Genomic DNA, 22439 nt, shown 5'->3' with positions numbered 1-22439 from the left:
TTGATTTTAATGCGATTTTGTGATCAATCTAAAACTTTTTGGGTTTCCTCTACCCCATTTTTAGGAGTAAAATAAAAGATGTATTAAACGGTTAGAGTTATCCTTTATTTCAATGTGAAATAAATCATATCTTTACCTGAGTTTGATATTTAAGCTAATTAATTGATATTGATTAATAGCTAATGGGGTGATTACAGGATTTGTAATCTTTTTTAAACTTGTATTGAGTACAAGAGGTTGATTGAGATGTTAGACATTGTTGAACTCTCGAGATTGCAGTTTGCATTGACTGCACTATACCACTTCCTATTCGTACCTGTAACATTGGGTTTGTCCTTTATTCTTGTAATAATGGAAACCATCTATGTAACGACAGGGAAAGAGGTATATAAAGATATGACTAAGTTCTGGGGCAAATTGTTTGGTATTAACTTTGCTCTAGGAGTGACAACTGGTATCACAATGGAATTCCAATTTGGTACTAACTGGTCTTATTATTCACACTATGTAGGTGATATCTTCGGTGCACCATTAGCAATTGAAGCGTTACTTGCATTCTTCTTAGAATCTACTTTCGTGGGTTTATTCTTCTTCGGTTGGGATAGACTTTCAAAAGCGAAACACTTGTTATCAACTTACTGCGTTGCATTCGGTTCGAACTTATCTGCCATGTGGATTTTGGTTGCAAACGGCTGGATGCAAGATCCTGTAGGCGCAGAATTCAATTTTGATACTATGCGTATGGAAATGAGTAGTTTCCTAGAACTATGGTTAAATCCTCAAGCACAAACTAAATTCTTGCATACTTTGTCTTCTGGGTATGTTTGTGGTGCAATTTTCGTATTAGCAGTCAGTTCTTATTATTTGCTTAAAGGTCGTGATATCGGTTTTGCAAAACGTTCTTTCTCAGTTGGTGCAACATTCGGCTTCATTGCAATATTATCTGTTTTAATTATGGGAGATGAAGCAGGTTATGAAGTCGGTCAGGCTCAACCAACTAAACTTGCCGCTATGGAAGGAGAGTGGGATACTGAACCGGCTCCGGCTGCGTGGAATATTGCTATCATTCCGAATTCACAAGAAGGTCGTAATGAATTTGCATTACAAATTCCTTACGCTGCAGGTATCATTGCAACCCGTTCTTTAGATAAAGAAATTACCGGTTTGAATGATTTACGAGTTCAAAATGAAGAACGTGTACGTAATGGTATGGTTGCATACGGTTTATTGGAAAAACTTCGTTCAGGTCAAAAAGATGCAGATACTATTGCTCAATTTAAAGCAGTGGAAAAAGATCTTGGGTACGGTTTATTGTTAAAACGTTATACCAATAATGTTGTTGATGCAACTGACGAACAAGTAAAACAGGCAGCAGCCGATACTATTCCTGATGTTGGACCTACTTTCTGGTCATTCCGTATTATGATATTTGCAGGCGGTTTATTACTACTTCTCATTATCGGTGCATTTATTGCAAATATCAGAAAAACTGTTGGTGAAAACAAGTTTTTACTTAAAGCTTTGCTTTATGGGCTTCCTTTACCGTGGATTGCAATTGAATCAGGTTGGTTCTTAGCTGAATATGGAAGACAACCTTGGGCAATCTTTGAGGTATTACCGGTAGGCGTAGCGAACTCTGCATTGACAACTGGAGATCTCTGGTTCTCAATTGGTCTAGTTTGTGCGTTATATACTATCTTCTTAGTTGCAGAAGTATATCTAATGGTTAAATATAGTCGACTTGGTCCAAGTTCATTAAAAACAGGTCGTTACTATTTTGAACAATCAACTAAATAAGCAGGAGCCTAAATCATGATTGATTATGAATTTCTACGATTTGTATGGTGGATCCTCTTAGGTGTGTTGCTTATTGGCTTTGCAGTTACTGACGGATTCGATATGGGGGTTTTAACACTTCTTCCTTTTGCAGGTAAAAAAGAAGTGGAAAAGCGTATTATGCTTAACTCTATCGCTCCTCACTGGGATGGTAACCAAGTTTGGTTATTAACTGCCGGTGGTGCAATGTTTGCTGCATTCCCACTTATTTATGCAACATCCTTCTCAGGATTTTATATTGCAATGATCCTTGTTTTAGCTGCATTATTCTTCCGTCCTGTTGGATTAGAATATCGTGCTAAAGTGGAAAATCCAACTTGGCGTAAAGCGTGGGACTTAGGATTGTTTATCGGTGGTTTTGTTCCTTCACTTGTTTTTGGGGTAGCTTTTGGTAATTTATTACAAGGCGTACCTTTTGAATTTAGTTCTATTGTTCAAGTGAAATATACAGGATCATTCTTTGAATTATTAAATCCATTTGCACTTCTTTGTGGAGTTATTAGTTTAGCAATGTTAACAACACAAGGTGCAGCTTGGTTACAAATGAAAACAACTGCTGATTTACGTAATCGTGCAAGAGTGATTTCTCAAGTCGGTGCGTTAATCACTTTAGTTGCATTTGTATTAGCTGGAGTATGGTTATTATTCAAAGACGGTTTCGTTGTAACTAGTGCGATCGATCACAGTGCTCCTACATCACCGTTTGGTAAAGAAGTGATTATGCAGGAAGGTGCTTGGTTCAATAATTACAAAGAAATGCCTATTCTTTGGATTTTCCCTGCATTGGCAGTTGTTTCCGCATTATTGAATATTGTGTTCTCTAAAGCGGATCGTTCCGGATTTGCCTTCTTATTCTCATCATTGACAATGGCGGGCATCATTTTAACTTGTGGTGTTTCAATGTTCCCATTCTTAATGCCATCAATTACTCATCCGGAAATGAGCTTATTATTATGGGATTCAAGCTCAAGCCAATTAACATTGACATTAATGTTAATCTTAGCTGTGATTTTTGTAGTTATCCTATTAAGCTATACAATTTGGTCATATATTAAGATGTTTGGTCGTATCGATGAAAACTTCATCGAAAATAACAAACACTCATTATACTAAGGAGAAATTTATGTTTTATGTAACTTGGGTTTTGGGCGTGTTATTTGCAGTTTGCTTAACAGCAGTGATCAATATCAGTATTGAAAAAACTGGTAAGTTTGATGAGTAATAATACGATATGATTCAAACACTGTATCAATTAACAAATAAGGGCTCAATTCGAGCCCTTTCATTCGTTCTCGCATTTATTCTAACAGCAACAATTTTTTTGCATACGGAACGCTTTGCATTGGATTATGGTGGTATTTCGCCGCTTTATACGTTGATTATTTTTTGGAGCGTAGCGACACTATGGATTCACGGCTTTGGTTTGGAAATTTATAAAACAATATGGAAATTATTGTTTTTACCGATTTTTTCTTATATTGTTGCGATTATTGCACTCATATTTATTTATTTTATGTGATGGCAAAGAAAAAATTTTTACGTTTAAGTCATCAAGCCTATTGCAGTTAATTTGCGCGTTCATTAGAATAGCGAAACTTTTTTGTTATAGAGAAACAGATAGCAGTAGCAATGAAAAATAACTCTACATATCCGGTTCGCATCTATTATGAAGATACTGATGCAGGGGGTGTTGTTTATCATTCTCGCTATCTTCATTTTTTTGAACGAGCGAGAACAGAATTCTTGAGAGAAAAAGGGTTCTCTCAAAATGAAATTATACAACAGCAAGGTATTGCTTTTGTTGTTAAACAGATGGAAATTGATTTCCGCTACCCAGCTCGCCTAGACGATTTATTAATTGTCGAAACGACTTTAGTTGAAGTTAAAAATGCCAGTTTGGTTTTCACACAGAAGTTAATTCAAGAGAACAAACTTTATTGTTCTGCAATAGTGAAAGTAGCTTGCGTAAATATAAATCTCATGAAACCCACCTCACTTCCTCAAGAAATCAAAAGATTACTCAAAGATGAAAAACCGTGATAGACAGTTTATGGAGCATTAAATGTCTGAATTGAATTTTTTCGACTTATTTCTTAAAGCCAGTGTAGTTGTACAAATAGTGATTTCAATCTTAATCCTATTTTCAATTATTTCTTGGGCAATTATTATTCAACGCAGTAAGATTCTTTCTAAAGCATTAAAACAATCAATGGCTTTTGAAGAACGCTTTTGGTCAGGTGAAGATTTAACTAAACTTTATGAAGGATTATCCAATCGTCGTGACGGACTTTCTGGTAGTGAGCAAATCTTTTTCGTTGGCTTTAAAGAATTTTCTCGCCTTAAACAGGCTAATCCTAACGCATCAGAATCTATTATCCAAGGAAGTTCGCGTGCAATGCATTTGGCGATGAATCGTGAGATTGAAGATGTAGAAAATACAGTGCCTTTCTTAGCGACAGTTGCTTCAGTGAGTCCTTATATCGGGTTATTCGGTACAGTGTGGGGAATTATGCACGCATTTATGGCATTAAGTAATGTTAAGCAGGCAACCTTGCAAATGGTGGCACCTGGTATTGCTGAAGCTCTAATTGCAACTGCAATTGGGCTTTTTGCGGCAATTCCTGCGGTAATGGCTTATAACCGTTTGAGTTTAAGAGTGAATAAGCTTGAACAGAATTATGCAAATTTTATTGATGAATTTACGACAATTTTGCACCGCAAAGTATTTGGTCAAAGTAATTTTCATAACTAATTTTTATTAATGTTGAAGAGGACATTATGCAATCTCGTCGTCAGGGTCGATCAATAAAGTCTGAAATTAATATCGTCCCGTTTTTGGATGTATTGTTAGTTTTATTATTAATATTTATGGCTACTGCACCGATTATTAGCCAAAGTGTGCAAGTTGATTTGCCGGACTCTACTGACAGTCAAACCGTTTCTAATGAAGATAAAACACCTGTTATTTTGGAAGTTGACGGTACAAATCAATATACGCTTTCTATTGATGGTGTAAGAAATGAAAATCTAACCGAAGAAATGGTTGTTCAAATGTCAAAAGAAGCATTTGAAAAGGATAATACAACACTGTTTCTTGTTGGTGGGGCAAAAGATGCACCTTATGAAGAAATTATCAAAGGGTTAAATTTACTGCATACCGCAGGGATAAAAAGCGTGGGTTTAATGACGGATCCGCTATAAAGATTAGGATAGTATTGTGCAATATAATCAACAACAGAAATTCAAAAAAGCAGTTTTGATTTCAATTCTTTTGCACATTCTGCTTTTTGGTTTACTTTTTATCGGTTCAAGACTGGAAGAAGTAAGACCAATGGGGGGCGGTGAGGGCAATGGCGAAGTTTTGGGTGCCATTATGGTTGATACTGGGGCTGCCGCTCAAGAATGGGGCAGATTACAGCAAGAGAAGAAAGGTAATCCGCCATCAAAACGAGAAATAGCTGATAAAGAAAGAGAACAGCAAAGTAAAGAACAGGCTGAAAAAGAACGCCAAGAACAGCAAAATATCAAAGAAGCAAAAGAAAAAGCAGAACAGGCGGCAAGAGAAAAGGCGGAACAAGAAGCTAAAGAGAAAGCTGAACAATTAGCGAAAGAACAAGCGGAAAAAGCAGCAAAAGAGAAAGCAGAAAAATTAGCGAAGGAACAAGCGGAAAAGGCAGCTTTAGCTGAAGCACAAGCAAAAAAAGAGGCAAAAGAAAAAGAGGCTAAAGCAGCTGCTGAGGCTAAAGCGAAAGCTGAAAAAGTAGCAGCTGAAGCTAAAGCTAAAGCGGAAAAAGAGGCTAAAGAAAAAGCTGAAAAAGCAGCAGCTGAAGCTAAAGCAAAAGCGGAACAAGCAGCAAAAGCCAAAGCAGCTGCTGAGGCTAAAGCGAAAGCTGTTGCAGAAGCAAAAGCCGCTGCAAAGGCTAAGGCAGATGCGGAAGCAAAAGCACAACGTTTAGCTCAACAGAATGCATTGGATGATTTCCTTAATAATGGTGATATTGGCGGTGGTAGTAGTCGTCAAGGAAGTAACAGTAACCGTAAAGGAGCAGAAGGCTCTAGCGGTGGTAATGGTGCTGGTGAAGGAGATGTTGTTGGAGATCAATATACAGCAATTATTAAGCGTGAAATTCAACGCCGTTGGTTGAAAGATTCAAGTTTTGCCAATAAAGTTTGTACGGTACAAATTGAATTGGCGAGAGATGGAACAATTTTAAATTATCACAAAGTTTCTGGTTCAGATGATATCTGTACATCAGCATTGAGAGCGGTAGCCTTAACGAAGAAAGTGCCGGCGCCACCATCAGATGCCGTGTATAGAAAATATCAAAAGCCGGTAATTGATTTTAAATTGAGATAGGTAATACTTGAGGAAGAGTGACCTTATGATTAAAAAATTTGTATATAGTTGGATGTTTGCAGTGGTATGCTTGCTAACGCAGTCGACACAGCTATTTGCTGAAGTCAGAATTGTTATTGATGAAGGGGTTGATAGTGCACGCCCAATTGCGGTTGTTCCTTTTAAATGGAATGGTCCCGGTTCAGCACCTGCTGATATTGCAGATATTATCTCTTCAGACTTACGCTTTAGCGGTAAATTCAATCCTATCCCGGTGGACAGAATGCCTCAGCAGCCAACTTCTGCTGGTGAAGTCAATGTTGAAGCTTGGTCAGCATTAGGTATTGATGCTATTGTTGTTGGACAGGTAACACCTGCAGGTGGTGGTTATAATATTTCATACCAGCTTGTTGATACTGTTGGAGCTTCAGGTACACCTGGTGCTGTTCTATCTCAGAATTCTTATACCGTAACCAATCAATGGATTCGTTGGGGAGCACATACTGTCAGTGATCAGGTGTTTGAAAAATTAACCGGTATTAGAGGAGCATTTAGAACGCGCATTGCTTATGTTATCCAAAATAATTCCGGTTCTTACGATTTACAAGTATCTGACTATGACGGTTATAATGCTTTTAATGTATTCCATAGTTCGCAACCTATTATGTCGCCAGCTTGGTCTGCAGATGGTAAAAAATTAGCATATAGCGTATTTGAAAATAAAAAATCTTTATTAGTTTTGCAAGATCTTGCTAGTAAATCCCGTAAAATTATTGCATCATTACCAGGTCATAACGGCGCACCATCATTCTCACCGGATGGCTCTCGTATAGCATTTGCTTCGAATGAGGATGGTGTGTTGAATATTTATGTAATGGGTGTTGGTGGTGGTTCACCTGTAAAATTAACTAGTGGTAGCGGTAATAATACAGAGCCAAGCTGGTCTAGTGACGGTTCTTCCATTATCTTTACTTCTGATAGAGGTGGTGCGCCGGCTGTTTATATGATGGGGGCTAATGGTGGTGGTGCATCATTAGTTAGTCCTCCGGGAAATAGCTATAGTGGTGAAATGTCTCCAGATGGTAAAGAAATTGTCATGGTCAATGGTAATAAATTAGTGAAAAAAGATTTAGAAAGTGGAAGTATTATTGCATTAACTTCTACCTTCCTAGATGAAAGCCCAAGCTTTGCACCTAATGGAACTATGGTTATTTATAGTTCTACCCAAGGTGTAAGCAAAGTGCTACAATTAGTGTCCTCAGACGGACGTTTCAAAGCAAGGTTGCCTGGTTCAGGGGGACAAATTAAATTCCCTGCTTGGTCACCATATTTAACTCAAAATTAAGGAGAATAAAATGAAAAAATTAGCTAAAGTGTTAATGGTTGCAGCACCAGTATTAGCGTTAGCAGCTTGTAGCAGCTCTGATAAAGCAGCTGATCAACAAGGTAAACTTTACGGTAATATGACTGCGCAAGAATTACAACAACGCTACAACACTGTATATTTTGGTTTTGATAAATATGATATCCAACCAGAATATGCTCAATTATTAGATGCTCATGCACAATACTTAACAGATACTTCTTCAAAAGTACAAGTTGAAGGTCATACTGACCCACGTGGTACTCCAGAATATAACATCGCGTTAGGTCAACGTCGTGCTGATGCAGTTAAAAGCTACTTAGAAGGTAAAGGCGTTCAAGGTGGCCAATTATCAACAATCTCTTACGGTGAAGAAAAACCAGCTGTTTTAGGTCACACCGAAGCAGATTATGCTAAAGATCGTCGTGCAGTATTAGCTTACTAATCACGTCTATTAGCAATCCTTTTGGAAAGCTCCTTTTGGGGCTTTCTTTTTGTTTGGAATTTGTAGTGTACCACTACAAGTTTGATGGTAAATGGCGTATTTTGGTAAGGTTTTCCTTCATCATCTAATAGATGAAACTGGATTCGATAGCGTGGTTTTAATTCCCTCGTATTCTCAGGCACTTGCAACTCCTTCTTCTGCATCCCAATATGTACACCATCTAACTAAATCCCTTCTTTATTTATCAAAATAGTGTTTTTGCCAAAATTCAGGAGGATTTTTTCATTGTTCATCGTCAGGTTGGTTTGTTTACCCACTTCACGCTCAATGCGGTCGTGTGCAGCGTTGAAAATCTCTTTAGCTTGGATATCTTTAAGTAAGCTTATGGTTTCAAGATTATTTTACGCCAATACGGTTTTGATGTCATTACCAGTGGTGATTTGAGTGGTTTTCCCACTGATAAAGCTCCAGCGGTAAACCGTCAGGATCTTTAAAAAAAGTGAATTGCTTGCCGGTGAGTTCATCAATGCGTACCGGTTCACATTCAACATTGTGTTGATTCAAATATTTAATAGCTTGTTCAAGATTGTTTACTTTAAAAGCAAGATGACGCAATCCACAAGCTTCAGGCATTGTTGACCTTGGTGGTGTTATTGGGAAAGAGAACAGCTCAATTTGGCTACCATCGTGAAAACGTAAATCTAATTTATAACTTTGTCTTGCATTGCGATAAGTTTCAGCAATAACTTCAGCACCAAGAATATTGATATAAAAATGCTTGGAAACTTCATAATTGGAAACAATTAGGGCGATATGATGAAAGCCTATTAAGGGTGACATTACTTCTCCTGTTGTTCATTATCATCACTGAGACCAAGTGATTTAGAAAATAGTTGTAAACTTTTTGTTTCGCCTGATTTAACTAATTGTTGCATTACTTGTGTTGGTGTGTGTAATAAACGATTCATTAATTTATAGCTTAATTCTTGAATTACTTTTTCACTATCTGTGCCTTGTTGTAGTGAAGTTAATGCTTTTTCGAGCAGATCCAAACGGATTTGTTCTGCCTGCTGGCGATAATTTTTGATAAGACTTGAGGATTGATGTAGTTTTAGCCAAACGAAGAAATCAGCACATTCTTCTTGAATAATATTTTCCGCTTCAACGGAAGCCTGTTTTCGTTGTTGCATATTGTGCTGAATAATGTTTTGTAAATCATCAACGCTATAATGATAGACTGATTCAAGTTCACTCACTTTATCTTCAACATCACGAGGAACAGCAATATCAACTATTAACATTGGATCAAATCTGCGTTGTTTCTGTGCAGCTTTGACCATTTCTTGTGTAATAAGGATATTTGGGCTGCCAGTAGAAGTAATTACAATATCGGCGAGATTCAATCCTTGTTGTAATTGATCAAGTGACAGAATATCCATTTGCCCTCCTACGCGCTCCGCCAATGTTGTCGCATTAGCAATAGTACGGTTGGCAATCATAATGTGTTTTGCACCGTGTTGAAACAGATGGCGACTAACCAATTCGATAGTTTCACCGGCACCAACTAATAAAATGCGTAAACGTTTAAAAGAATCAAAAATTTGTCTAGCTAAGCTACAAGCTGCATAAGCAACAGAAACGGCACTACCGCCAATTTCAGTTTCTGTTCTTACCCGTTTGGCGGTAGAAAATATTTTCTGAAATAGGCGTGAAAGTTCGGTAGAGATAGTAGAATTCTGCTGCTGATAAAAAGTTTCACTGAATTGAAATGCTTGTTTCACTTGCCCTAAAATTTGTGGCTCACCTAGTATTAATGAGTCCAAGCCACAGGCAACACGCATTAGATGCGTTACACATTGTTGGTTCTGTTGGATGTAAATGGAATGCTGTAATTCTTCTTCTGAAATTTGATGTAATTGTACAAACCAGTTCTTGATTTGTCGTAACCACTCTTGATTTTGTTTGTTGTCTTCTTGTGGTGAAATATGGCGGTTGTGTAAGTAAATTTCAGTGCGGTTACAGGTTGATACAATAACTGCACTTTCTGCTAATTCGGATTGTAACTGTTGTAGTGCCAGTTGACGTTTATCATTATCGAATGAAACCTTTTCACGTAAATCCACGGTTGCGGTTTTATGGTTAATACCTAATACCAAAATTGCCATAAATCACTCTTTTACTAGCGGAACACCGCTATTCCCACATTAAAAAAACAAAACAGAACATCGCAAGATTTTAAATAATCTAGTAACAACTAGCAAATGAAAGCAGGAAATTTTTTGATTTAGCAGGAAAAGATACCTCATAGTGATTATACTGAAAGAGCGGAGATATTGATTGTAATATCAATATCTCCTCTTTGTTAATGAGCAATTTTTTTGAATTCCTCAAAAAAGGTCGGAAATGTTTTTGCCGTACACTCTGGTTCTAAAATAGTTACTGGTGTATTTGATAGAGCGATTAGTGCAAAACACATCGCTATTCGGTGATCATTATAGGTTGCTATTTCTGTATGTTTAAACTGATCTAGAGTAAGTGGTTGAATTCGTATGAAATCCTTTCCCTCTTCAACTTCAGCTCCTATTTTTTTTAGCTCGGTAGCTATTGCCGTTAAACGATCAGTTTCTTTCACGCGCCAGTTATAAATATTACGAATGACCGTCTCGCCTTCAGCAAAAAGCGCGGTGATGGCAATTGTCATTGCTGCATCTGGAATATGATTCATATCCAAATCAATACCGTGTAACTCATTTTTTTCGATTTCAACATAGTGATCGTGCCAATGTACTTTTGCTCCCATTTGTTCAAGAACATCAATAAATTGGATATCGCCCTGAATACTCTTTTTACCGATACCGTTGACTTTGACTTTACCTTTTATGGCAGCAGCAGCCAAGAAATAGGAGGCGGAAGAGGCATCACCCTCAACCATAAAGGAGGATGGCGATTGATACTGTTGGTTACCTTTAACGAAAAATATCTGGTAGTTATGGTGTTGCACTTGCACCCCGAAAGCAGCCATCATCTTCAATGTGATATCAATATAAGGTTTGGATACCAGATCTCCGATAATATGAATTTCGCTATCCTGTTTTGCTAACGGAGCAGCAATTAATAACGCAGTAAGAAATTGAGATGAAATAGAGCCATTGATTTCAACTTTGCCACCGTTTAATCCGTGATTGCGAATGGCAAGCGGTGGATAACCTTCTTGTTCCAAATAGTCTATTTCAGCGCCCATTTGCCGCAAAGCATCAACTAAATGTTGAATTGGACGTTCTTTCATTCTTGGTTCACCGGTTAAGACAATTTCACTAGGCTTAGCTTTGTTTGGCGCTAAACAGAGTGCCGCCGTTAAAGGACGCATTGCTGTGCCGGCATTTCCTAAAAATAAACTTAATCCGTTTTGCCATTCAAAAGCACCGGCATTGCCTTGAATTTCACAGACAGTTTTATTTTCGGATAATTGATATTGAATACCTAATGCTTTTAGTGCATTCAACATATGGCGGACATCATCGCTATCCAAAAGATTAGTGATTGTTGTTGTTCCCTTTGCTAGGGCGGCTAATAATAATGCTCGGTTGGAAAGGCTTTTCGAACCGGGTAGTGTAATTTCTCCGTCAATATAAGCGATAGGATTCAATGTAATGGAATTCATAAACAGCAGTGTTCCTTTTAATTATCAATTAATTAGCTAAAATCTCAGTTAATGCATCGATAAATGCTTGATTTTCTTCCGGTAAACCAATGCTGATACGTAAGTGATTTGGCATTCCGTAACCGGCAATAGGACGAACAATAATGCCTTTATGCAGTAATGCATCGTAAATAGGTAAGGCTGGTCGTTTAAAATCAACTGTAATAAAGTTACCTTTAGATGGAATATAATCTAATCCTTGTTTTTCAAAAAAATCTATGAGAAGTTTCATTCCTTGTCGATTATTTTCTGCCACTTTATTGACGAAATCATCATCATTAATCACTGCAGTAGCTGCGGCTAAAGCAAGACTGTTGCAATTAAACGGCTGACGAACACGATTAAATAAGCCGGCAATTTCAGGGTTAGAAACAGCATAACCTATACGAAGACCTGCTAAGCCGTATGCTTTTGAAAGTGTTCTGCATACCACTAAATTAGTATATTTTTTCTGTAGTTCGAATGAAGGGACACGTTCGGCAGGATCGGTGAATTCAGTGTAAGCTTCATCAAGTACTACAATAATATGTTCCGGTACTTTTGCCAAAAATTGATCAATTTCTGCCGTTGTAAGGAATGTTCCTGTCGGATTATTTGGGTTAGCAATATAAATTAATTTAGTTTTATCAGTAATATGCGCTAAAAATTGAGGTAAATCGTGCCCCCACTCTTTTGCCGGAATGACGACTGCTTTAGCGTTAAGCGCCTGTGTCACTAAAGGATAAACGATAAAGGCATATTGCGAGAAAATAACCTCGTCTTGTTCACTGACAAAGGTGTGAGCAATTAATTCAATAAGATCATTTGAACCGTTGCCTAATGTAATCTGTGACGGATCAAGACCAAATTTTTTTGCTGCTGCTTGTTTAAAGTAAAAACCATTGGAATCAGGATAACGTGTAAGTTGGTTGAGCTCATTTAAAATAGCTTGCTTGGCAACATCGGAAAAGCCAAAAGGATTTTCGTTAGAAGCCAATTTAATAATATTATTAATACCTAATTCTCGTTCCAATTCTTCAATTGGTTTTCCTGCTTGATAAGGAGATAACTGTTTAACGCCAGTGTTGGCAACATCTAAGAATTTCATATGATTTCCTGTGATTAATTATTGATTTTCTTTAGCAAATTTTTCCATAAAAGCTATTAAGGCTTCTACTCCGGCAATTGGCATTGCGTTGTAAATAGAAGCACGCATACCGCCAAGCACTTTATGTCCTTTTAATGCTCTTAAACCGGCAGCATTGGATTCACTGACAAATTTTGCATTTAATTCATCATTATTGGTGGTGAAGGTCACATTCATTAATGAACGATTTTTGGACGCAACTTTATTCTGATAAAAGTTGCTTTGATCAATATAGCGATAGAGCAATTCTGCTTTGGCACGGTTTTTTAACTCAATTTGTTCAATTCCACCATTTGCTAATAAATGTTCAAATACTAATGAACAGAGATACCAAGCAAATGTTGGTGGTGTATTAAACATAGAATCGTGATCGCGCAAAATTTGATAATTCCAAACGGAAGGTGTACTACGACGAGCTTTACCGATAAGGTCATCACGAATGATGATTAATGTGATCCCTGATGGCCCCATATTTTTTTGAGCACCGGCATAAATCATACCGAATTTGCTGATATCAACTTTGCGAGAAAGAATATTTGATGACATATCCGCAATTAATGTAGCATTACCGACGTTAGGAACGTCAAAGATTTCTACACCGCTAATAGTTTCATTCGGGCAGTAATGTACATAATCGTATTGTTCGGCGATATTGCTGAAATCAAGATCAGTTATGGCAGTTTTACCGTTTTCTTCCGTTAAAATATTGATTTCATCTACATTGCCGAATAATTTTGCTTCTTTGGCTGCTGCTGTTGACCAGTGTCCACTGGTTAAATAAAGTGCTTTGCCGTTTTCGGAAAGCAAATTCATTGGAATAGCGGCAAATTGCCCTCTGGCACCACCTTGTGCAAACAGAATTTGATAATTTTCAGGAATATTAAATAATTTGCGTAAATCTTCAATAGAACGCTTGGCTAACGCCATAAAATTGGCACCACGATGGCTAACCTCCATTACTGAAGTTCCGAGAGATTCCCAGTCAAGCAGTTCTGCTTGGGCTCGTAGTAGAACTTCTTTAGGCATCATTGCCGGTCCTGCACTAAAATTAAATACGTCTGTCATATTTATTCACCTTCTTGTTTATTTTATTCATATAAATGTGCTTAGTTTTAACACTAGAAATGTGAATTATCAATCGCTTTCTATCCGGTTTGTGAATTATTGAACAGACATAATTGATCCGAGCAAGAAAATCATTACATCTTTTTGACGATACCCTAAAAAACCGCTACAGTAAGCATAGAATATTTTATTATGTATCAATAAGAGAGTTGACTATGGAAAATGTAAGTAAAAAATGTTTTGAAGATGTGTTGGAGTATGTGCGTATGTATCGTCAAAAGAATAAACTTTTGCGTGATATTGCCGATAATGATCGCAAAATCCGAGATAACCAGAAAAGGGTTTTATTACTTGACAACTTGAATCAATATATCACAGATGATATGTCAGTAGCGGATATTCGGGTCATTATTGCTAATATGCGTGATGATTATGAATCTCGTGTGGATGATTATATGATTCGTAATGCTGAAGCATCAAAACAACGTCAAGAAATTAAAAAAGCAATGAAGGAGCAGAGTCGTTTACACGCGGAAATGCTGAAGAAAACTAAAGAGTAGTAAAAACAGTGCTTATACACTGAAATACGAAAGAAAAACCTGTCTTAAAAAACTAGTGATTAGAACATAAGACAGGTTTTATATTTGCTATTTATTAGAAGCAGAAAGCAAATATAAGAAAAGATATTATTAACTTCAATTTTAGAATACAGAAAAGAAGGCATATAGGGCAAAAAAGAAAAAAGGGCTGAAAACAGCCCTTTTTTGATCTTGAATCGTGCAAAATCGTATTAACGTTTTGAGTATTGTGGACGACGACGTGCTTTGTGAAGACCCACTTTTTTACGTTCAACACGACGAGCATCACGGGTTACAAATCCTGCAGCACGTAATGCTGGGCGTAATGTTTCATCGTATTCAATTAACGCACGAGTGATACCGTGACGAATTGCACCTGCTTGACCAGAAATACCGCCACCTTTAACAGTGATATAAAGATCGAATTTATCTGCCATATCAACTAATTCTAATGGTTGGCGAACAATCATACGTGATGTTTCACGACCAAAATAAACATCAATTTCACGTTGATTAATAGTAATTTTACCTGTGCCCGGTCTTAAAAATACACGAGCTGAAGAGCTTTTGCGGCGGCCTGTGCCGTAGTTTTGATCTGCCATAGTCTAAACCTCGTGATTAAATATCTAAAACTTGTGGTTGCTGTGCAGCGTGATTATGTTCGCTACCTGCATACACTTTCAATTTACGGTACATATCGCGACCTAAAGGACCTTTAGGTAACATACCTTTAACTGCGATTTCAATCACGCGTTCAGGACGACGAGCAATCATTTCAGCAAAAGTCGCTTGTTTAATACCACCAACATAGCCAGTGTGCCAGTAGTAAAGTTTATCAGTTTTTTTACGACCGGTTACGGCTACTTTTTCTGCATTGATAACAATGATGTAATCACCTGTATCAACGTGTGGAGTATATTCAGCTTTGTGTTTACCACGCAAGCGACGTGCGATTTCTGTAGCTAAACGACCTAAAGTTTTGCCTGTCGCATCAACTACATACCAGTCGCGTTTTACTGTTTCTGGTTTTGCTACAAAAGTTTTCATTAATTTCATTACCAAAATAATAATTTAACACCCTGTGCCCAAGAATTTGAACACACCTTTTCGCTTGTCGTCATACCCCTTCGAGTAGATTTTAAGCATAAAAAAATTACACGGCGGGAAAACCAATGTAATTAACAGGGTCGCAAGATTATACAGTAAGCAAAATTAAAAAACTATTTAAATTTTATTTTTTATGGTTTATTTTCGGATTTTCCACATAATGAAAGCTGACGTGTTAAAGTAATCATCTCTTTGCCATACAAGAAAGGAGTAATAAATAGATGAGTGTTAAAATTTTGCATAACCCACGTTGTTCGAAAAGCAGAGCAACATTGCAATTATTAGAAGAAAAGCAAGTGAAGCCTGAAATAGAGCTTTATTTGCAACATCATTTTTCATTGCAGGAGCTTGAAGATTTGATGCGTAAATTAGCGATTGATGATCCGAGAAAAATGATGCGTACAAAAGATGAACTGTATAAATCATTAGGTTTGGATCAGCTTGATCCAAATGTGGAAGCGCAACGACAACAATTATTACAGGCAATTGTGGAACATTCCGCTTTGTTGGAACGTCCGATTGTCATAAATGGTAATCAAGCGCGCATCGGTCGTCCACCGGAACAAGTTTTGGAAATTTTATAGTCAACTCGTTAATTTTTTGTCATAATAGCCGCCGCTTTAATCAGCGGCGTTTTTATAATTTTATTATGGAGATATATGATGAATATGAAATATCAACACCAACGAGGTGACATTCAAGAGAGTGCGATGAAAGCACTGGTGACGGATAAACTGTTCAGAGCTCGAGTTGAGCGTAATCGCAAAGGCAAAGGCAGTTATCAACGTAAGGCGAAACACGTTAAACGCAATTATGAAAATGCAACGATAAACATTTTATTTTAAAGTCTTTATCGTTGCATTTTTGTTTTGTCTTCCCCTCTTTTTTCTCAAAAAAATTTTCATTTTTATAAAAAGAAGCTTTTCTTATACCGATAATGTGAGTATTCTTAGTCGTCCGGCATTTTTGTCGGACAAATGAAATATAACAAGTTATGTTTATTTTAAGGTTATACAATATGAAAAAACTTCTTTTAGCTTCTATGCTGATGTCCGGAATGGCATTTGCAGCACCTGTTACTCAAGTTAATCCAAATACAACCACTCACACCTATGAATTTACTAATAGTTACGATCTTGTTGTGCCTAAAGGTGCTCAGGGCGAAACAAATTTGTGGGTTCCATTGCCTTTCAATAGTGATTATCAGACTTTAAAATCCGTTGAATTTGAAGGCAATTATCGCAATGCCTATGTGACGGAAAATAACCAATACGGTGCAAAAACATTGTTTGCAAATTGGGATGAAAAAGCGGATAAACGTCTGCTTAAAGTAAAAATGGTGATTGAGACTAAGGACCGTGAACCGATGGTTACCGGTGCATTGAAAGATTATAAAGTTCCGGAAAAGATTGAATATTCAGTGGATGTTCAACCCTATTTAAAAGCAACATCTCATATCAAAATTGATGGTATTGTTAAAGAATATGCCGATAAAATCGTTGGCAATGAAAAAAATCCATTGAAAAAAGCAGAATTGATCCATGAATGGATCGTCAACAATATGGAACGTGATAATTCTGTTTTAGGCTGTGGTGACGGTGATGTTGAAAAAATCCTAACAACAGGCGTATTAAAAGGTAAATGTACTGATATTAATTCAGTATTTGTTGCGTTGGCTAGAGCTTCCGGTATTCCGGCGCGAGAAATTTTCGGTATTCGTTTGGGTGATGCACCGAAAATGTCAAAATATTCTAAAAAAGCTTTTGGCAGTGCTAAAGACGGCGTTGCGAATGAAAACGGCGGTCAACATTGCCGAGCTGAATTTTATTTAGCCGGTTACGGCTGGGTGCCGGTCGATTCTGCTGATGTGGCGAAAATGCGCCTAACTGAGAAAAAATCAGTGCAGGATGCGGATACTCAAGCGGTAGCGAAATATTTATTTGGTAACTGGGAAGCAAACTGGGTTGGCTTTAATCACGCGCGTGATTTTGATCTCTATCCGGCACCTGAATTGAAACCAATTAATAACTTTGGTTATCCGTATGCTGAAGTAGGCGGTGATCCGCTTAACTCTTTTGATGCTAAAGAGTTCGGTTATGAATTCATCTCAAAAGAAATTAAATAATCGCTTTTTTGCAAGTTGTGTCACTGCTGTGGTTGCAGCAGTGACCTCAACGTTATGCTGCATTGCACCATTGATTTATTTAGTTTTTGGTGTTTCTTCCACTTGGCTAATTGAGCTTAATCAATATGACTATTTTCGTATTCCGATGTTGATTATTTCATTGGTAGCATTCGGTTACGGTTTCTGGTTACTGATGTTTTCTCAAAAAATTATCTGTACCAAATATTTATCGCGTAAATGGCTAATGATTTTATATTGGTTAGTGTTTGTAATTATTTTATTTTTTCTCACTTATCCGACAGTCTTACCGTGGATTTTAGAAAGGATGGCTTAAAGATGAAAAAATTTTTTGCAGTATGGTTATTTTTAATCTCGTTATGTGGTTACAGTTATGCAGACGAACAGTCGGTAACAAATAATCAAAGAGAACTGACCATGCAAGTTGATGAGATGAATTGTCAGTTGTGCGTCTATTTGGTGAATAAAGAGTTGCGATCAATTGATGGGGTTTTGAAAACTAAAGCAGATATGAATGCACATACGGTGAAAGTGATTACAACGGATAAAGTCAGCAATGAGCAGTTGATTAAAGCAATGGAGAAGTTACGATATCACGCAAAAGTGCTGTAGTTGTTGAGAAAAATGGGCAAACAGCCCATTTTTTGCTTAATAAACAGGGAGTTTTAATTCCCTAAACTGCATTGACATTCCATCAATCATCAATAATCTGCCGCATAAAATATCGCCAATGTTTAGAAGCACTTTAATTGCTTCTAACGCCTGAATCGAGCCGACAATGCCGACAATCGGTGATAAGACGCCGGCTTCAACACAGCTTAAAACATTCTCACCGAATAATTGACTTAAATTGCGATAGTTCGGTGTGTCGGGTTGATAAGTAAAAACAGTAATTTGCCCTTCCATTCTGATTGCTGCACCGGAAACAAGCGGTTTTTTTAGTTGTTGACAAACCTGATCAAGCTGATTGCGACTTTCGACATTGTCAGTACAATCTAATACGACATCAACAGTAGCAATTAATTTTTCCAACTGTTGCGAGGTCAGTTTCTGATTAATGGTATTAATTTTGATAAGAGGATTAATTTGCGAAAGTGCCACTTTAGCTGACTCAACTTTCGGTATATCAATACGCTGATCGGTATGCAAAATCTGACGTTGTAAATTAGATAACGATACCTTATCAAAATCCAACAATGTTAACTCGCCTACACCAGCAGCAGCAAGATATTGTGCGGCAGCACAACCCAAACCACCCAGCCCGACAATCAGCATTTTACCTGCTTTTAATGTTTCCTGACCGTCTAAATCAATTGCTTTCATCACAATTTGCCGGTTATAACGCAACATTTCGTAATTGGTTAATTCAATTTTCATTTTATCTATTAATTAATTAAAAAATTAAAAGGCTCTATCATTACTGATTCTCCTGTAGCTACATTGCCTCGCTCCTGCTCCAACACAATAAAACAATTGCTTTGGACAAAAGAACTGAACATATGTGAACCTTGGAAACGGACGGGAGAAACTTCAAGTTGTCCCTGTTCATTGATGTGATAGAAACCGCGTTGAAAGTCTAAGCGACCTATACTTTTTTTCAATGGTTGTGCTGTAATTGCTGGTAATTTTTGTGGTGCCTTCCATTGGCTAAACCCACTTAATTTGGCAATTGCCGGTTGCACTAATTGATAAAAGGTGACAAACGCTGAAACTGGATTGCCAGGTAATCCACAGAACCAAGCATTTTCTAATTTGCCGAAAGCAAAAGGTTTACCCGGTTTAATGGCTAATTTCCAAAAATTAATATTGCCTAAACGTTCAAGCACATTTTTGGTGAAATCTGCTTCTCCAACAGAAACGCCACCGCTGGTAATGATCAGATCAGCCTGATGCTGAGCATCACGGAATGCTTGCTCAAATTGCTGTTCATTGTCTGGTAAAATACCGAAATCCAGTATTTCACAATTTAAACGTTGCAACATTAATTTAACTGCAAAACGGTTGGTATCATAAATTTGCCCGTCTTGTAATGGTTGACTGACTGGAACTAATTCATCACCAGTGGAAATAATAGCCACTTTGATTCGGGGAAAAACCTTTATCTTTTCAATACCTAATGAAGCGAGTAGTGGCAAGGATACTGATGTTAATTTTGCACCTTGAGATAGAACCTCTTCACCCTGTTTGACATCATCACCAATACGGCGAATATTCTCACCCAATTTAGGAAGTTGTAGGAAAGTAACGCTACCGTCAGCATTGACGATAGCTTTTTCTTGCATTATCACCGCATCGGTTCCTTCAGGGATCATTGCACCAGTCATAATTCTTACTGTGCTGCCTTCCACCCATTCTCCATTAAAAGGTTGTCCCGCAAAAGCTTTACCGGCAACCGTTAGTGTCATTGATTTTTCCAAATCAGCTATTCTAACAGCGTAACCGTCCATTGCAGAATTATCGAAAGCCGGCACATTGATTGGTGAAATAACGGCTTCGGCACAAATACGTTGATCTGCCTGATCAAGAGAAATAGTTTCACAGTGTGTTTTATTTGGAGCTGGAAGTTGTTGTAAAAGTGAGTCTAATGCTTGTTCAAAGGTTAATAATTCAGCCATAAATTTATCCTTATAAATAGTGATAGTGCATTGTAGCGTAACTTAGTTTGTTTGTTTAGGTTAAGTTGATAAGCCTTTATGGGTATAATTTGTGGTAAATTATAAATTTGTAAATAGATTCCATTTCTCTATTGCAATCGTTTATTGTTGTGGGATGATGTAGCTTCAATTTAATTTAGGAGGCGTTATGTATTTAGAGAGTATTCCAATTGGAACAATTTTTTTCATTATTTTAGTGATTGTTGTTTTGGTTTCAGCGGTAAAGACTGTGCCACAAGGGTATCATTGGACTATTGAACGATTCGGACGTTATACCAGAACATTAACGCCGGGATTGAATATTATTGTTCCGTTTATTGATCGTATTGGTCGTAAAATTAATATGATGGAACAGGTGTTGGACATTCCATCACAAGAGGTAATTTCCAAAGATAATGCAAATGTATCGATTGATGCAGTCTGTTTTGTGCAGGTGATTGATGCTCGTAATGCTGCTTATGAAGTTAATCATTTGGAACAGGCAATAATTAATTTAACTTTGACTAATATTCGTACTGTGCTGGGATCAATGGAGTTGGATGAAATGTTATCGCAGCGTGATGCAATAAATAGTCGATTATTGGCAATTGTAGATGAAGCAACCAATCCTTGGGGTGTGAAAGTAACAAGAATTGAAATTAGGGATGTGCGTCCACCAAAAGAGTTGATTAATTCAATGAATGCGCAAATGAAAGCGGAGCGTAATAAGCGAGCTGAAATTCTTGAAGCTGAAGGAGTGCGTCAAGCTGCAATTCTTCGGGCGGAAGGTGAAAAACAGGCACAGATCTTGCAATCTGAAGCAGAAAAACAGTCCAGAATTTTGCAAGCAGAGGGAGAACGGCAGGAAGCTTTTTTACGTGCCGAAGCACGTGAACGTGAAGCGGAAGCAGAGGCAAAAGCAACACAAATGGTGTCTGAGGCTATTGCAGCTGGTAATATTCAAGCGGTTAATTATTTTGTTGCTCAAAAGTATACTGAAGCTTTACAACAAATTGGACAAGCGGAGAATAGCAAAGTGGTATTGATGCCGTTGGAAGCGAGCAATTTAATGGGATCAATTGCTGGTATCAATGAATTGTTAAAACAATCGGGAACACAAAAATGATGGAATGGTTAGCGCAATGGGGAGCAATTCATTGGTTGGTACTCGGGTTTGTGCTTTTAATTTTGGAAATTGTTGTCCCTGGAATTTTCTTTTTATGGTGGGGAATCGCTGCATTAGTGTTGGCAATATTGAGTTATTTTTTTCTGCTTTCATTAGTGATTGGGGGAATATTGTTTGCGGCGATAGCAGTGCTTGCTAGTTTGTGTTGGTGGAAAATTCAGAGTAAACGTAATCAGCAGGATATTGCTGCCGAAATGTTGAATCAACGAGGTTTGGCAATGTTGGGGCAACAAGGTGTAATTACCGAAGTTTTTACAGATCATATTGCTCGTGCCAAGTTTGGTGACGGTAGTTGGCGTGTTGAAGGTAATCAATTACATCAAGGTGATGTTGTAGAAGTAGTATCAATAAAGGGGATTACTTTGGTTGTGAAAGTAATAAAAAATTAAGTAAAAAAACGGCGATAGAAATATCGCCGCTAAATTTTTAAAGAGGAAAAAAATTATAAACTTTCAGTGAAAGTACGAGTAATTACATCGCGTTGTTGTTCCGGAGTTAATGAATTAAAACGCACAGCATAACCAGAAACACGAATAGTTAATTGTGGATATTTTTCTGGATGTTTTACTGCATCTTCCAAAGTTTCGCGACGTAAAACGTTAACGTTTAAATGTTGACCACCTTCCACTTTTACAGTTGGCGCAACATCAACTGGCAATTCACGATATTCAATTTTTCCTAAATCATTGATTGCAACGATTTGGTCTTCAACGTAATCGCCTTTTGCACATAGACAACGTGCTTCACCTTTCTCGTTATCCAATAACCAGAAAGAGTTAATTAAATTGTCATTTGCAGCTTGTGTAATTTGAATACCTTTAATCATAATAGCCTCCAAAAGCCTAGGTTTAAAATTAATGAATTGAGTGAATTTTATCAAAATATTTTATATTTTCAAATTAAATTGCAATAAATCATTTT

At 37.3% G+C, this 22439-nt stretch carries 28 protein-coding genes; 18 read left to right on the top strand and 10 right to left on the bottom strand.

Going from position 1 to position 22439, the window contains the following annotated elements; all coding sequences use genetic code 11:
• Positions 1-246: 246 nt before the first annotated feature.
• From ACXPAV_RS06530 to pal, 10 genes are all read left to right on the top strand, one after another.
• Positions 247-1797 (top strand): cytochrome ubiquinol oxidase subunit I, encoded by a 1551-nt coding sequence (locus tag ACXPAV_RS06530; RefSeq protein ID WP_458003022.1) that lies wholly within the window; start codon positions 247-249, stop codon positions 1795-1797.
• Between the two features lie 15 nt (positions 1798-1812).
• Entirely contained in the window at positions 1813-2949 is a 1137-nt protein-coding gene (gene cydB / locus ACXPAV_RS06525) for a cytochrome d ubiquinol oxidase subunit II (protein ID WP_039174001.1), read from the top strand.
• Between the two features lie 10 nt (positions 2950-2959).
• Positions 2960-3058 (top strand): cytochrome bd oxidase small subunit, CydX/CbdX family, encoded by a 99-nt coding sequence (locus tag ACXPAV_RS06520; RefSeq protein ID WP_018346408.1) that lies wholly within the window; start codon positions 2960-2962, stop codon positions 3056-3058.
• Positions 3059-3067: 9 nt separating this feature from the next.
• The gene (gene ybgE, locus ACXPAV_RS06515) at positions 3068-3355 is read left to right on the top strand and encodes a cyd operon protein YbgE (protein WP_039173996.1); all 288 of its coding nucleotides are present in this window, start codon (positions 3068-3070) and stop codon (positions 3353-3355) included.
• A gap of 110 nt (positions 3356-3465) precedes the next feature.
• The gene (gene ybgC / locus ACXPAV_RS06510; protein ID WP_416093149.1) at positions 3466-3876 is read left to right on the top strand and encodes a tol-pal system-associated acyl-CoA thioesterase; all 411 of its coding nucleotides are present in this window, start codon (positions 3466-3468) and stop codon (positions 3874-3876) included.
• A 22-nt stretch (positions 3877-3898) separates the two neighbouring features.
• Complete coding sequence (gene tolQ, locus ACXPAV_RS06505; RefSeq protein ID WP_039136389.1) at positions 3899-4588, top strand: protein TolQ; 690 nt, start codon at positions 3899-3901, stop codon at positions 4586-4588.
• A gap of 26 nt (positions 4589-4614) precedes the next feature.
• Complete coding sequence (tolR, locus tag ACXPAV_RS06500) at positions 4615-5037, top strand: colicin uptake protein TolR (RefSeq protein WP_013746816.1); 423 nt, start codon at positions 4615-4617, stop codon at positions 5035-5037.
• Positions 5038-5053: 16 nt separating this feature from the next.
• Positions 5054-6193, top strand: a complete 1140-nt coding sequence (tolA, locus tag ACXPAV_RS06495) for a cell envelope integrity protein TolA (protein WP_458003021.1) — start codon at positions 5054-5056, stop codon at positions 6191-6193.
• Positions 6194-6245: 52 nt separating this feature from the next.
• The gene (tolB, locus tag ACXPAV_RS06490; RefSeq protein ID WP_039174213.1) at positions 6246-7517 is read left to right on the top strand and encodes a Tol-Pal system beta propeller repeat protein TolB; all 1272 of its coding nucleotides are present in this window, start codon (positions 6246-6248) and stop codon (positions 7515-7517) included.
• A gap of 10 nt (positions 7518-7527) precedes the next feature.
• On the top strand, positions 7528-7980 hold the full coding sequence (gene pal / locus ACXPAV_RS06485) for a peptidoglycan-associated lipoprotein Pal (RefSeq protein WP_013746819.1): 453 nt from the start codon (positions 7528-7530) through the stop codon (positions 7978-7980).
• Positions 7981-8406: 426 nt separating this feature from the next.
• Here the strand turns inward: pal and gloA2 are convergent, their stop codons facing one another.
• From gloA2 to serC, 5 genes are all read right to left on the bottom strand, one after another.
• Positions 8407-8820: an SMU1112c/YaeR family gloxylase I-like metalloprotein gene (gloA2, locus tag ACXPAV_RS06480; RefSeq protein WP_458003020.1), complete on the bottom strand. Its 414-nt coding sequence runs from the start codon at positions 8818-8820 to the stop codon at positions 8407-8409.
• Complete coding sequence (gene hemA / locus ACXPAV_RS06475) at positions 8820-10145, bottom strand: glutamyl-tRNA reductase (protein ID WP_458003019.1); 1326 nt, start codon at positions 10143-10145, stop codon at positions 8820-8822. Before hemA ends, gloA2 begins: the two co-directional genes overlap by 1 nt.
• A gap of 197 nt (positions 10146-10342) precedes the next feature.
• Positions 10343-11641 carry a 3-phosphoshikimate 1-carboxyvinyltransferase gene (gene aroA / locus ACXPAV_RS06470; RefSeq protein ID WP_458003018.1) on the bottom strand — a complete coding sequence of 433 codons (1299 nt, stop codon included), beginning with the start codon at positions 11639-11641 and terminating at the stop codon, positions 10343-10345.
• A 28-nt stretch (positions 11642-11669) separates the two neighbouring features.
• On the bottom strand, positions 11670-12767 hold the full coding sequence (gene hisC / locus ACXPAV_RS06465) for a histidinol-phosphate transaminase (RefSeq protein ID WP_458003017.1): 1098 nt from the start codon (positions 12765-12767) through the stop codon (positions 11670-11672).
• 18 nt (positions 12768-12785) lie between these two features.
• Positions 12786-13871, bottom strand: a complete 1086-nt coding sequence (serC, locus tag ACXPAV_RS06460; RefSeq protein WP_458003016.1) for a 3-phosphoserine/phosphohydroxythreonine transaminase — start codon at positions 13869-13871, stop codon at positions 12786-12788.
• A gap of 215 nt (positions 13872-14086) precedes the next feature.
• Between serC and ACXPAV_RS06455 the strand changes: the two genes are divergently transcribed.
• Positions 14087-14431: a DUF496 family protein gene (locus ACXPAV_RS06455; RefSeq protein WP_039174212.1), complete on the top strand. Its 345-nt coding sequence runs from the start codon at positions 14087-14089 to the stop codon at positions 14429-14431.
• Positions 14432-14661: 230 nt separating this feature from the next.
• On the opposite strand, the gene rpsI is transcribed toward ACXPAV_RS06455, so the two are convergent.
• On the bottom strand, positions 14662-15051 hold the full coding sequence (gene rpsI, locus ACXPAV_RS06450; protein WP_013746828.1) for a 30S ribosomal protein S9: 390 nt from the start codon (positions 15049-15051) through the stop codon (positions 14662-14664).
• A gap of 16 nt (positions 15052-15067) precedes the next feature.
• Positions 15068-15496, bottom strand: coding sequence for a 50S ribosomal protein L13 (rplM, locus tag ACXPAV_RS06445; protein ID WP_026211022.1), 429 nt, complete (start codon positions 15494-15496; stop codon positions 15068-15070).
• A gap of 281 nt (positions 15497-15777) precedes the next feature.
• Here rplM and arsC point away from each other — a divergent pair, with 281 nt between their 5' ends.
• The 5 genes from arsC to ACXPAV_RS06420 all read left to right on the top strand — a co-directional run bounded on the left by arsC (position 15778) and on the right by ACXPAV_RS06420 (position 18311).
• Positions 15778-16140 carry an arsenate reductase (glutaredoxin) gene (gene arsC, locus ACXPAV_RS06440; protein WP_013746830.1) on the top strand — a complete coding sequence of 121 codons (363 nt, stop codon included), beginning with the start codon at positions 15778-15780 and terminating at the stop codon, positions 16138-16140.
• 75 nt (positions 16141-16215) lie between these two features.
• Positions 16216-16401 carry an alternative ribosome-rescue factor A gene (locus ACXPAV_RS06435; RefSeq protein WP_230585709.1) on the top strand — a complete coding sequence of 62 codons (186 nt, stop codon included), beginning with the start codon at positions 16216-16218 and terminating at the stop codon, positions 16399-16401.
• A 173-nt stretch (positions 16402-16574) separates the two neighbouring features.
• Positions 16575-17681, top strand: coding sequence for a transglutaminase domain-containing protein (locus tag ACXPAV_RS06430; RefSeq protein WP_039136372.1), 1107 nt, complete (start codon positions 16575-16577; stop codon positions 17679-17681).
• Complete coding sequence (locus ACXPAV_RS06425; protein ID WP_458003015.1) at positions 17653-18015, top strand: mercuric transporter MerT family protein; 363 nt, start codon at positions 17653-17655, stop codon at positions 18013-18015. The genes ACXPAV_RS06430 and ACXPAV_RS06425 overlap by 29 nt, the downstream gene beginning before the upstream one ends.
• A gap of 2 nt (positions 18016-18017) precedes the next feature.
• A complete protein-coding gene (locus ACXPAV_RS06420) occupies positions 18018-18311 on the top strand; it encodes a heavy-metal-associated domain-containing protein (protein WP_065230484.1) in 294 nt (97 codons plus the stop codon).
• 36 nt (positions 18312-18347) lie between these two features.
• Here the strand turns inward: ACXPAV_RS06420 and moeB are convergent, their stop codons facing one another.
• Together moeB and moeA are read right to left on the bottom strand one after the other, a co-directional pair.
• Positions 18348-19076, bottom strand: coding sequence for a molybdopterin-synthase adenylyltransferase MoeB (gene moeB, locus ACXPAV_RS06415; RefSeq protein WP_065230483.1), 729 nt, complete (start codon positions 19074-19076; stop codon positions 18348-18350).
• Between the two features lie 8 nt (positions 19077-19084).
• Positions 19085-20314 carry a molybdopterin molybdotransferase MoeA gene (gene moeA, locus ACXPAV_RS06410; RefSeq protein WP_458003014.1) on the bottom strand — a complete coding sequence of 410 codons (1230 nt, stop codon included), beginning with the start codon at positions 20312-20314 and terminating at the stop codon, positions 19085-19087.
• 187 nt (positions 20315-20501) lie between these two features.
• Between moeA and ACXPAV_RS06405 the strand changes: the two genes are divergently transcribed.
• Complete coding sequence (locus ACXPAV_RS06405; RefSeq protein ID WP_018346390.1) at positions 20502-21458, top strand: SPFH domain-containing protein; 957 nt, start codon at positions 20502-20504, stop codon at positions 21456-21458.
• The gene (locus ACXPAV_RS06400; RefSeq protein WP_052119434.1) at positions 21455-21907 is read left to right on the top strand and encodes an NfeD family protein; all 453 of its coding nucleotides are present in this window, start codon (positions 21455-21457) and stop codon (positions 21905-21907) included. Before ACXPAV_RS06405 ends, ACXPAV_RS06400 begins: the two co-directional genes overlap by 4 nt.
• A 53-nt stretch (positions 21908-21960) precedes the next feature.
• Here the strand turns inward: ACXPAV_RS06400 and grcA are convergent, their stop codons facing one another.
• Positions 21961-22344, bottom strand: a complete 384-nt coding sequence (grcA, locus tag ACXPAV_RS06395) for an autonomous glycyl radical cofactor GrcA (RefSeq protein WP_039136361.1) — start codon at positions 22342-22344, stop codon at positions 21961-21963.
• Positions 22345-22439: the final 95 nt, after the last annotated feature.

It is taken from the genome of Gallibacterium sp. ZY190522 (assembly GCF_054166015.1).
This window is presented reverse-complemented; position numbering and strand designations above follow the sequence as displayed.

Bases quoted from the DNA above. Each gene is read 5' to 3' on its own strand.
- ACXPAV_RS06530 (WP_458003022.1), top strand. From the start codon at position 247: ATGTTAGACATTGTTGAACTCTCGAGATTGCAGTTTGCATTGACTGCA.
- cydB (WP_039174001.1), top strand. From the start codon at position 1,813: ATGATTGATTATGAATTTCTACGATTTGTATGGTGGATCCTCTTAGGT.
- ACXPAV_RS06520 (WP_018346408.1), top strand. From the start codon at position 2,960: ATGTTTTATGTAACTTGGGTTTTGGGCGTGTTATTTGCAGTTTGCTTA.
- ybgE (WP_039173996.1), top strand. From the start codon at position 3,068: ATGATTCAAACACTGTATCAATTAACAAATAAGGGCTCAATTCGAGCC.
- ybgC (WP_416093149.1), top strand. From the start codon at position 3,466: ATGAAAAATAACTCTACATATCCGGTTCGCATCTATTATGAAGATACT.
- tolQ (WP_039136389.1), top strand. From the start codon at position 3,899: ATGTCTGAATTGAATTTTTTCGACTTATTTCTTAAAGCCAGTGTAGTT.
- tolR (WP_013746816.1), top strand. From the start codon at position 4,615: ATGCAATCTCGTCGTCAGGGTCGATCAATAAAGTCTGAAATTAATATC.
- tolB (WP_039174213.1), top strand. From the start codon at position 6,246: ATGTTTGCAGTGGTATGCTTGCTAACGCAGTCGACACAGCTATTTGCT.
- pal (WP_013746819.1), top strand. From the start codon at position 7,528: ATGAAAAAATTAGCTAAAGTGTTAATGGTTGCAGCACCAGTATTAGCG.
- gloA2 (WP_458003020.1), bottom strand. From the start codon at position 8,820: ATGTCACCCTTAATAGGCTTTCATCATATCGCCCTAATTGTTTCCAAT.
- hemA (WP_458003019.1), bottom strand. From the start codon at position 10,145: ATGGCAATTTTGGTATTAGGTATTAACCATAAAACCGCAACCGTGGAT.
- aroA (WP_458003018.1), bottom strand. From the start codon at position 11,641: ATGAATTCCATTACATTGAATCCTATCGCTTATATTGACGGAGAAATT.
- hisC (WP_458003017.1), bottom strand. From the start codon at position 12,767: ATGAAATTCTTAGATGTTGCCAACACTGGCGTTAAACAGTTATCTCCT.
- serC (WP_458003016.1), bottom strand. From the start codon at position 13,871: ATGACAGACGTATTTAATTTTAGTGCAGGACCGGCAATGATGCCTAAA.
- ACXPAV_RS06455 (WP_039174212.1), top strand. From the start codon at position 14,087: ATGGAAAATGTAAGTAAAAAATGTTTTGAAGATGTGTTGGAGTATGTG.
- rpsI (WP_013746828.1), bottom strand. From the start codon at position 15,051: ATGGCAGATCAAAACTACGGCACAGGCCGCCGCAAAAGCTCTTCAGCT.
- rplM (WP_026211022.1), bottom strand. From the start codon at position 15,496: ATGAAAACTTTTGTAGCAAAACCAGAAACAGTAAAACGCGACTGGTAT.
- arsC (WP_013746830.1), top strand. From the start codon at position 15,778: ATGAGTGTTAAAATTTTGCATAACCCACGTTGTTCGAAAAGCAGAGCA.
- ACXPAV_RS06435 (WP_230585709.1), top strand. From the start codon at position 16,216: ATGATGAATATGAAATATCAACACCAACGAGGTGACATTCAAGAGAGT.
- ACXPAV_RS06430 (WP_039136372.1), top strand. From the start codon at position 16,575: ATGAAAAAACTTCTTTTAGCTTCTATGCTGATGTCCGGAATGGCATTT.
- ACXPAV_RS06425 (WP_458003015.1), top strand. From the start codon at position 17,653: ATGAATTCATCTCAAAAGAAATTAAATAATCGCTTTTTTGCAAGTTGT.
- ACXPAV_RS06420 (WP_065230484.1), top strand. From the start codon at position 18,018: ATGAAAAAATTTTTTGCAGTATGGTTATTTTTAATCTCGTTATGTGGT.
- moeB (WP_065230483.1), bottom strand. From the start codon at position 19,076: ATGAAAATTGAATTAACCAATTACGAAATGTTGCGTTATAACCGGCAA.
- moeA (WP_458003014.1), bottom strand. From the start codon at position 20,314: ATGGCTGAATTATTAACCTTTGAACAAGCATTAGACTCACTTTTACAA.
- ACXPAV_RS06405 (WP_018346390.1), top strand. From the start codon at position 20,502: ATGTATTTAGAGAGTATTCCAATTGGAACAATTTTTTTCATTATTTTA.
- ACXPAV_RS06400 (WP_052119434.1), top strand. From the start codon at position 21,455: ATGATGGAATGGTTAGCGCAATGGGGAGCAATTCATTGGTTGGTACTC.
- grcA (WP_039136361.1), bottom strand. From the start codon at position 22,344: ATGATTAAAGGTATTCAAATTACACAAGCTGCAAATGACAATTTAATT.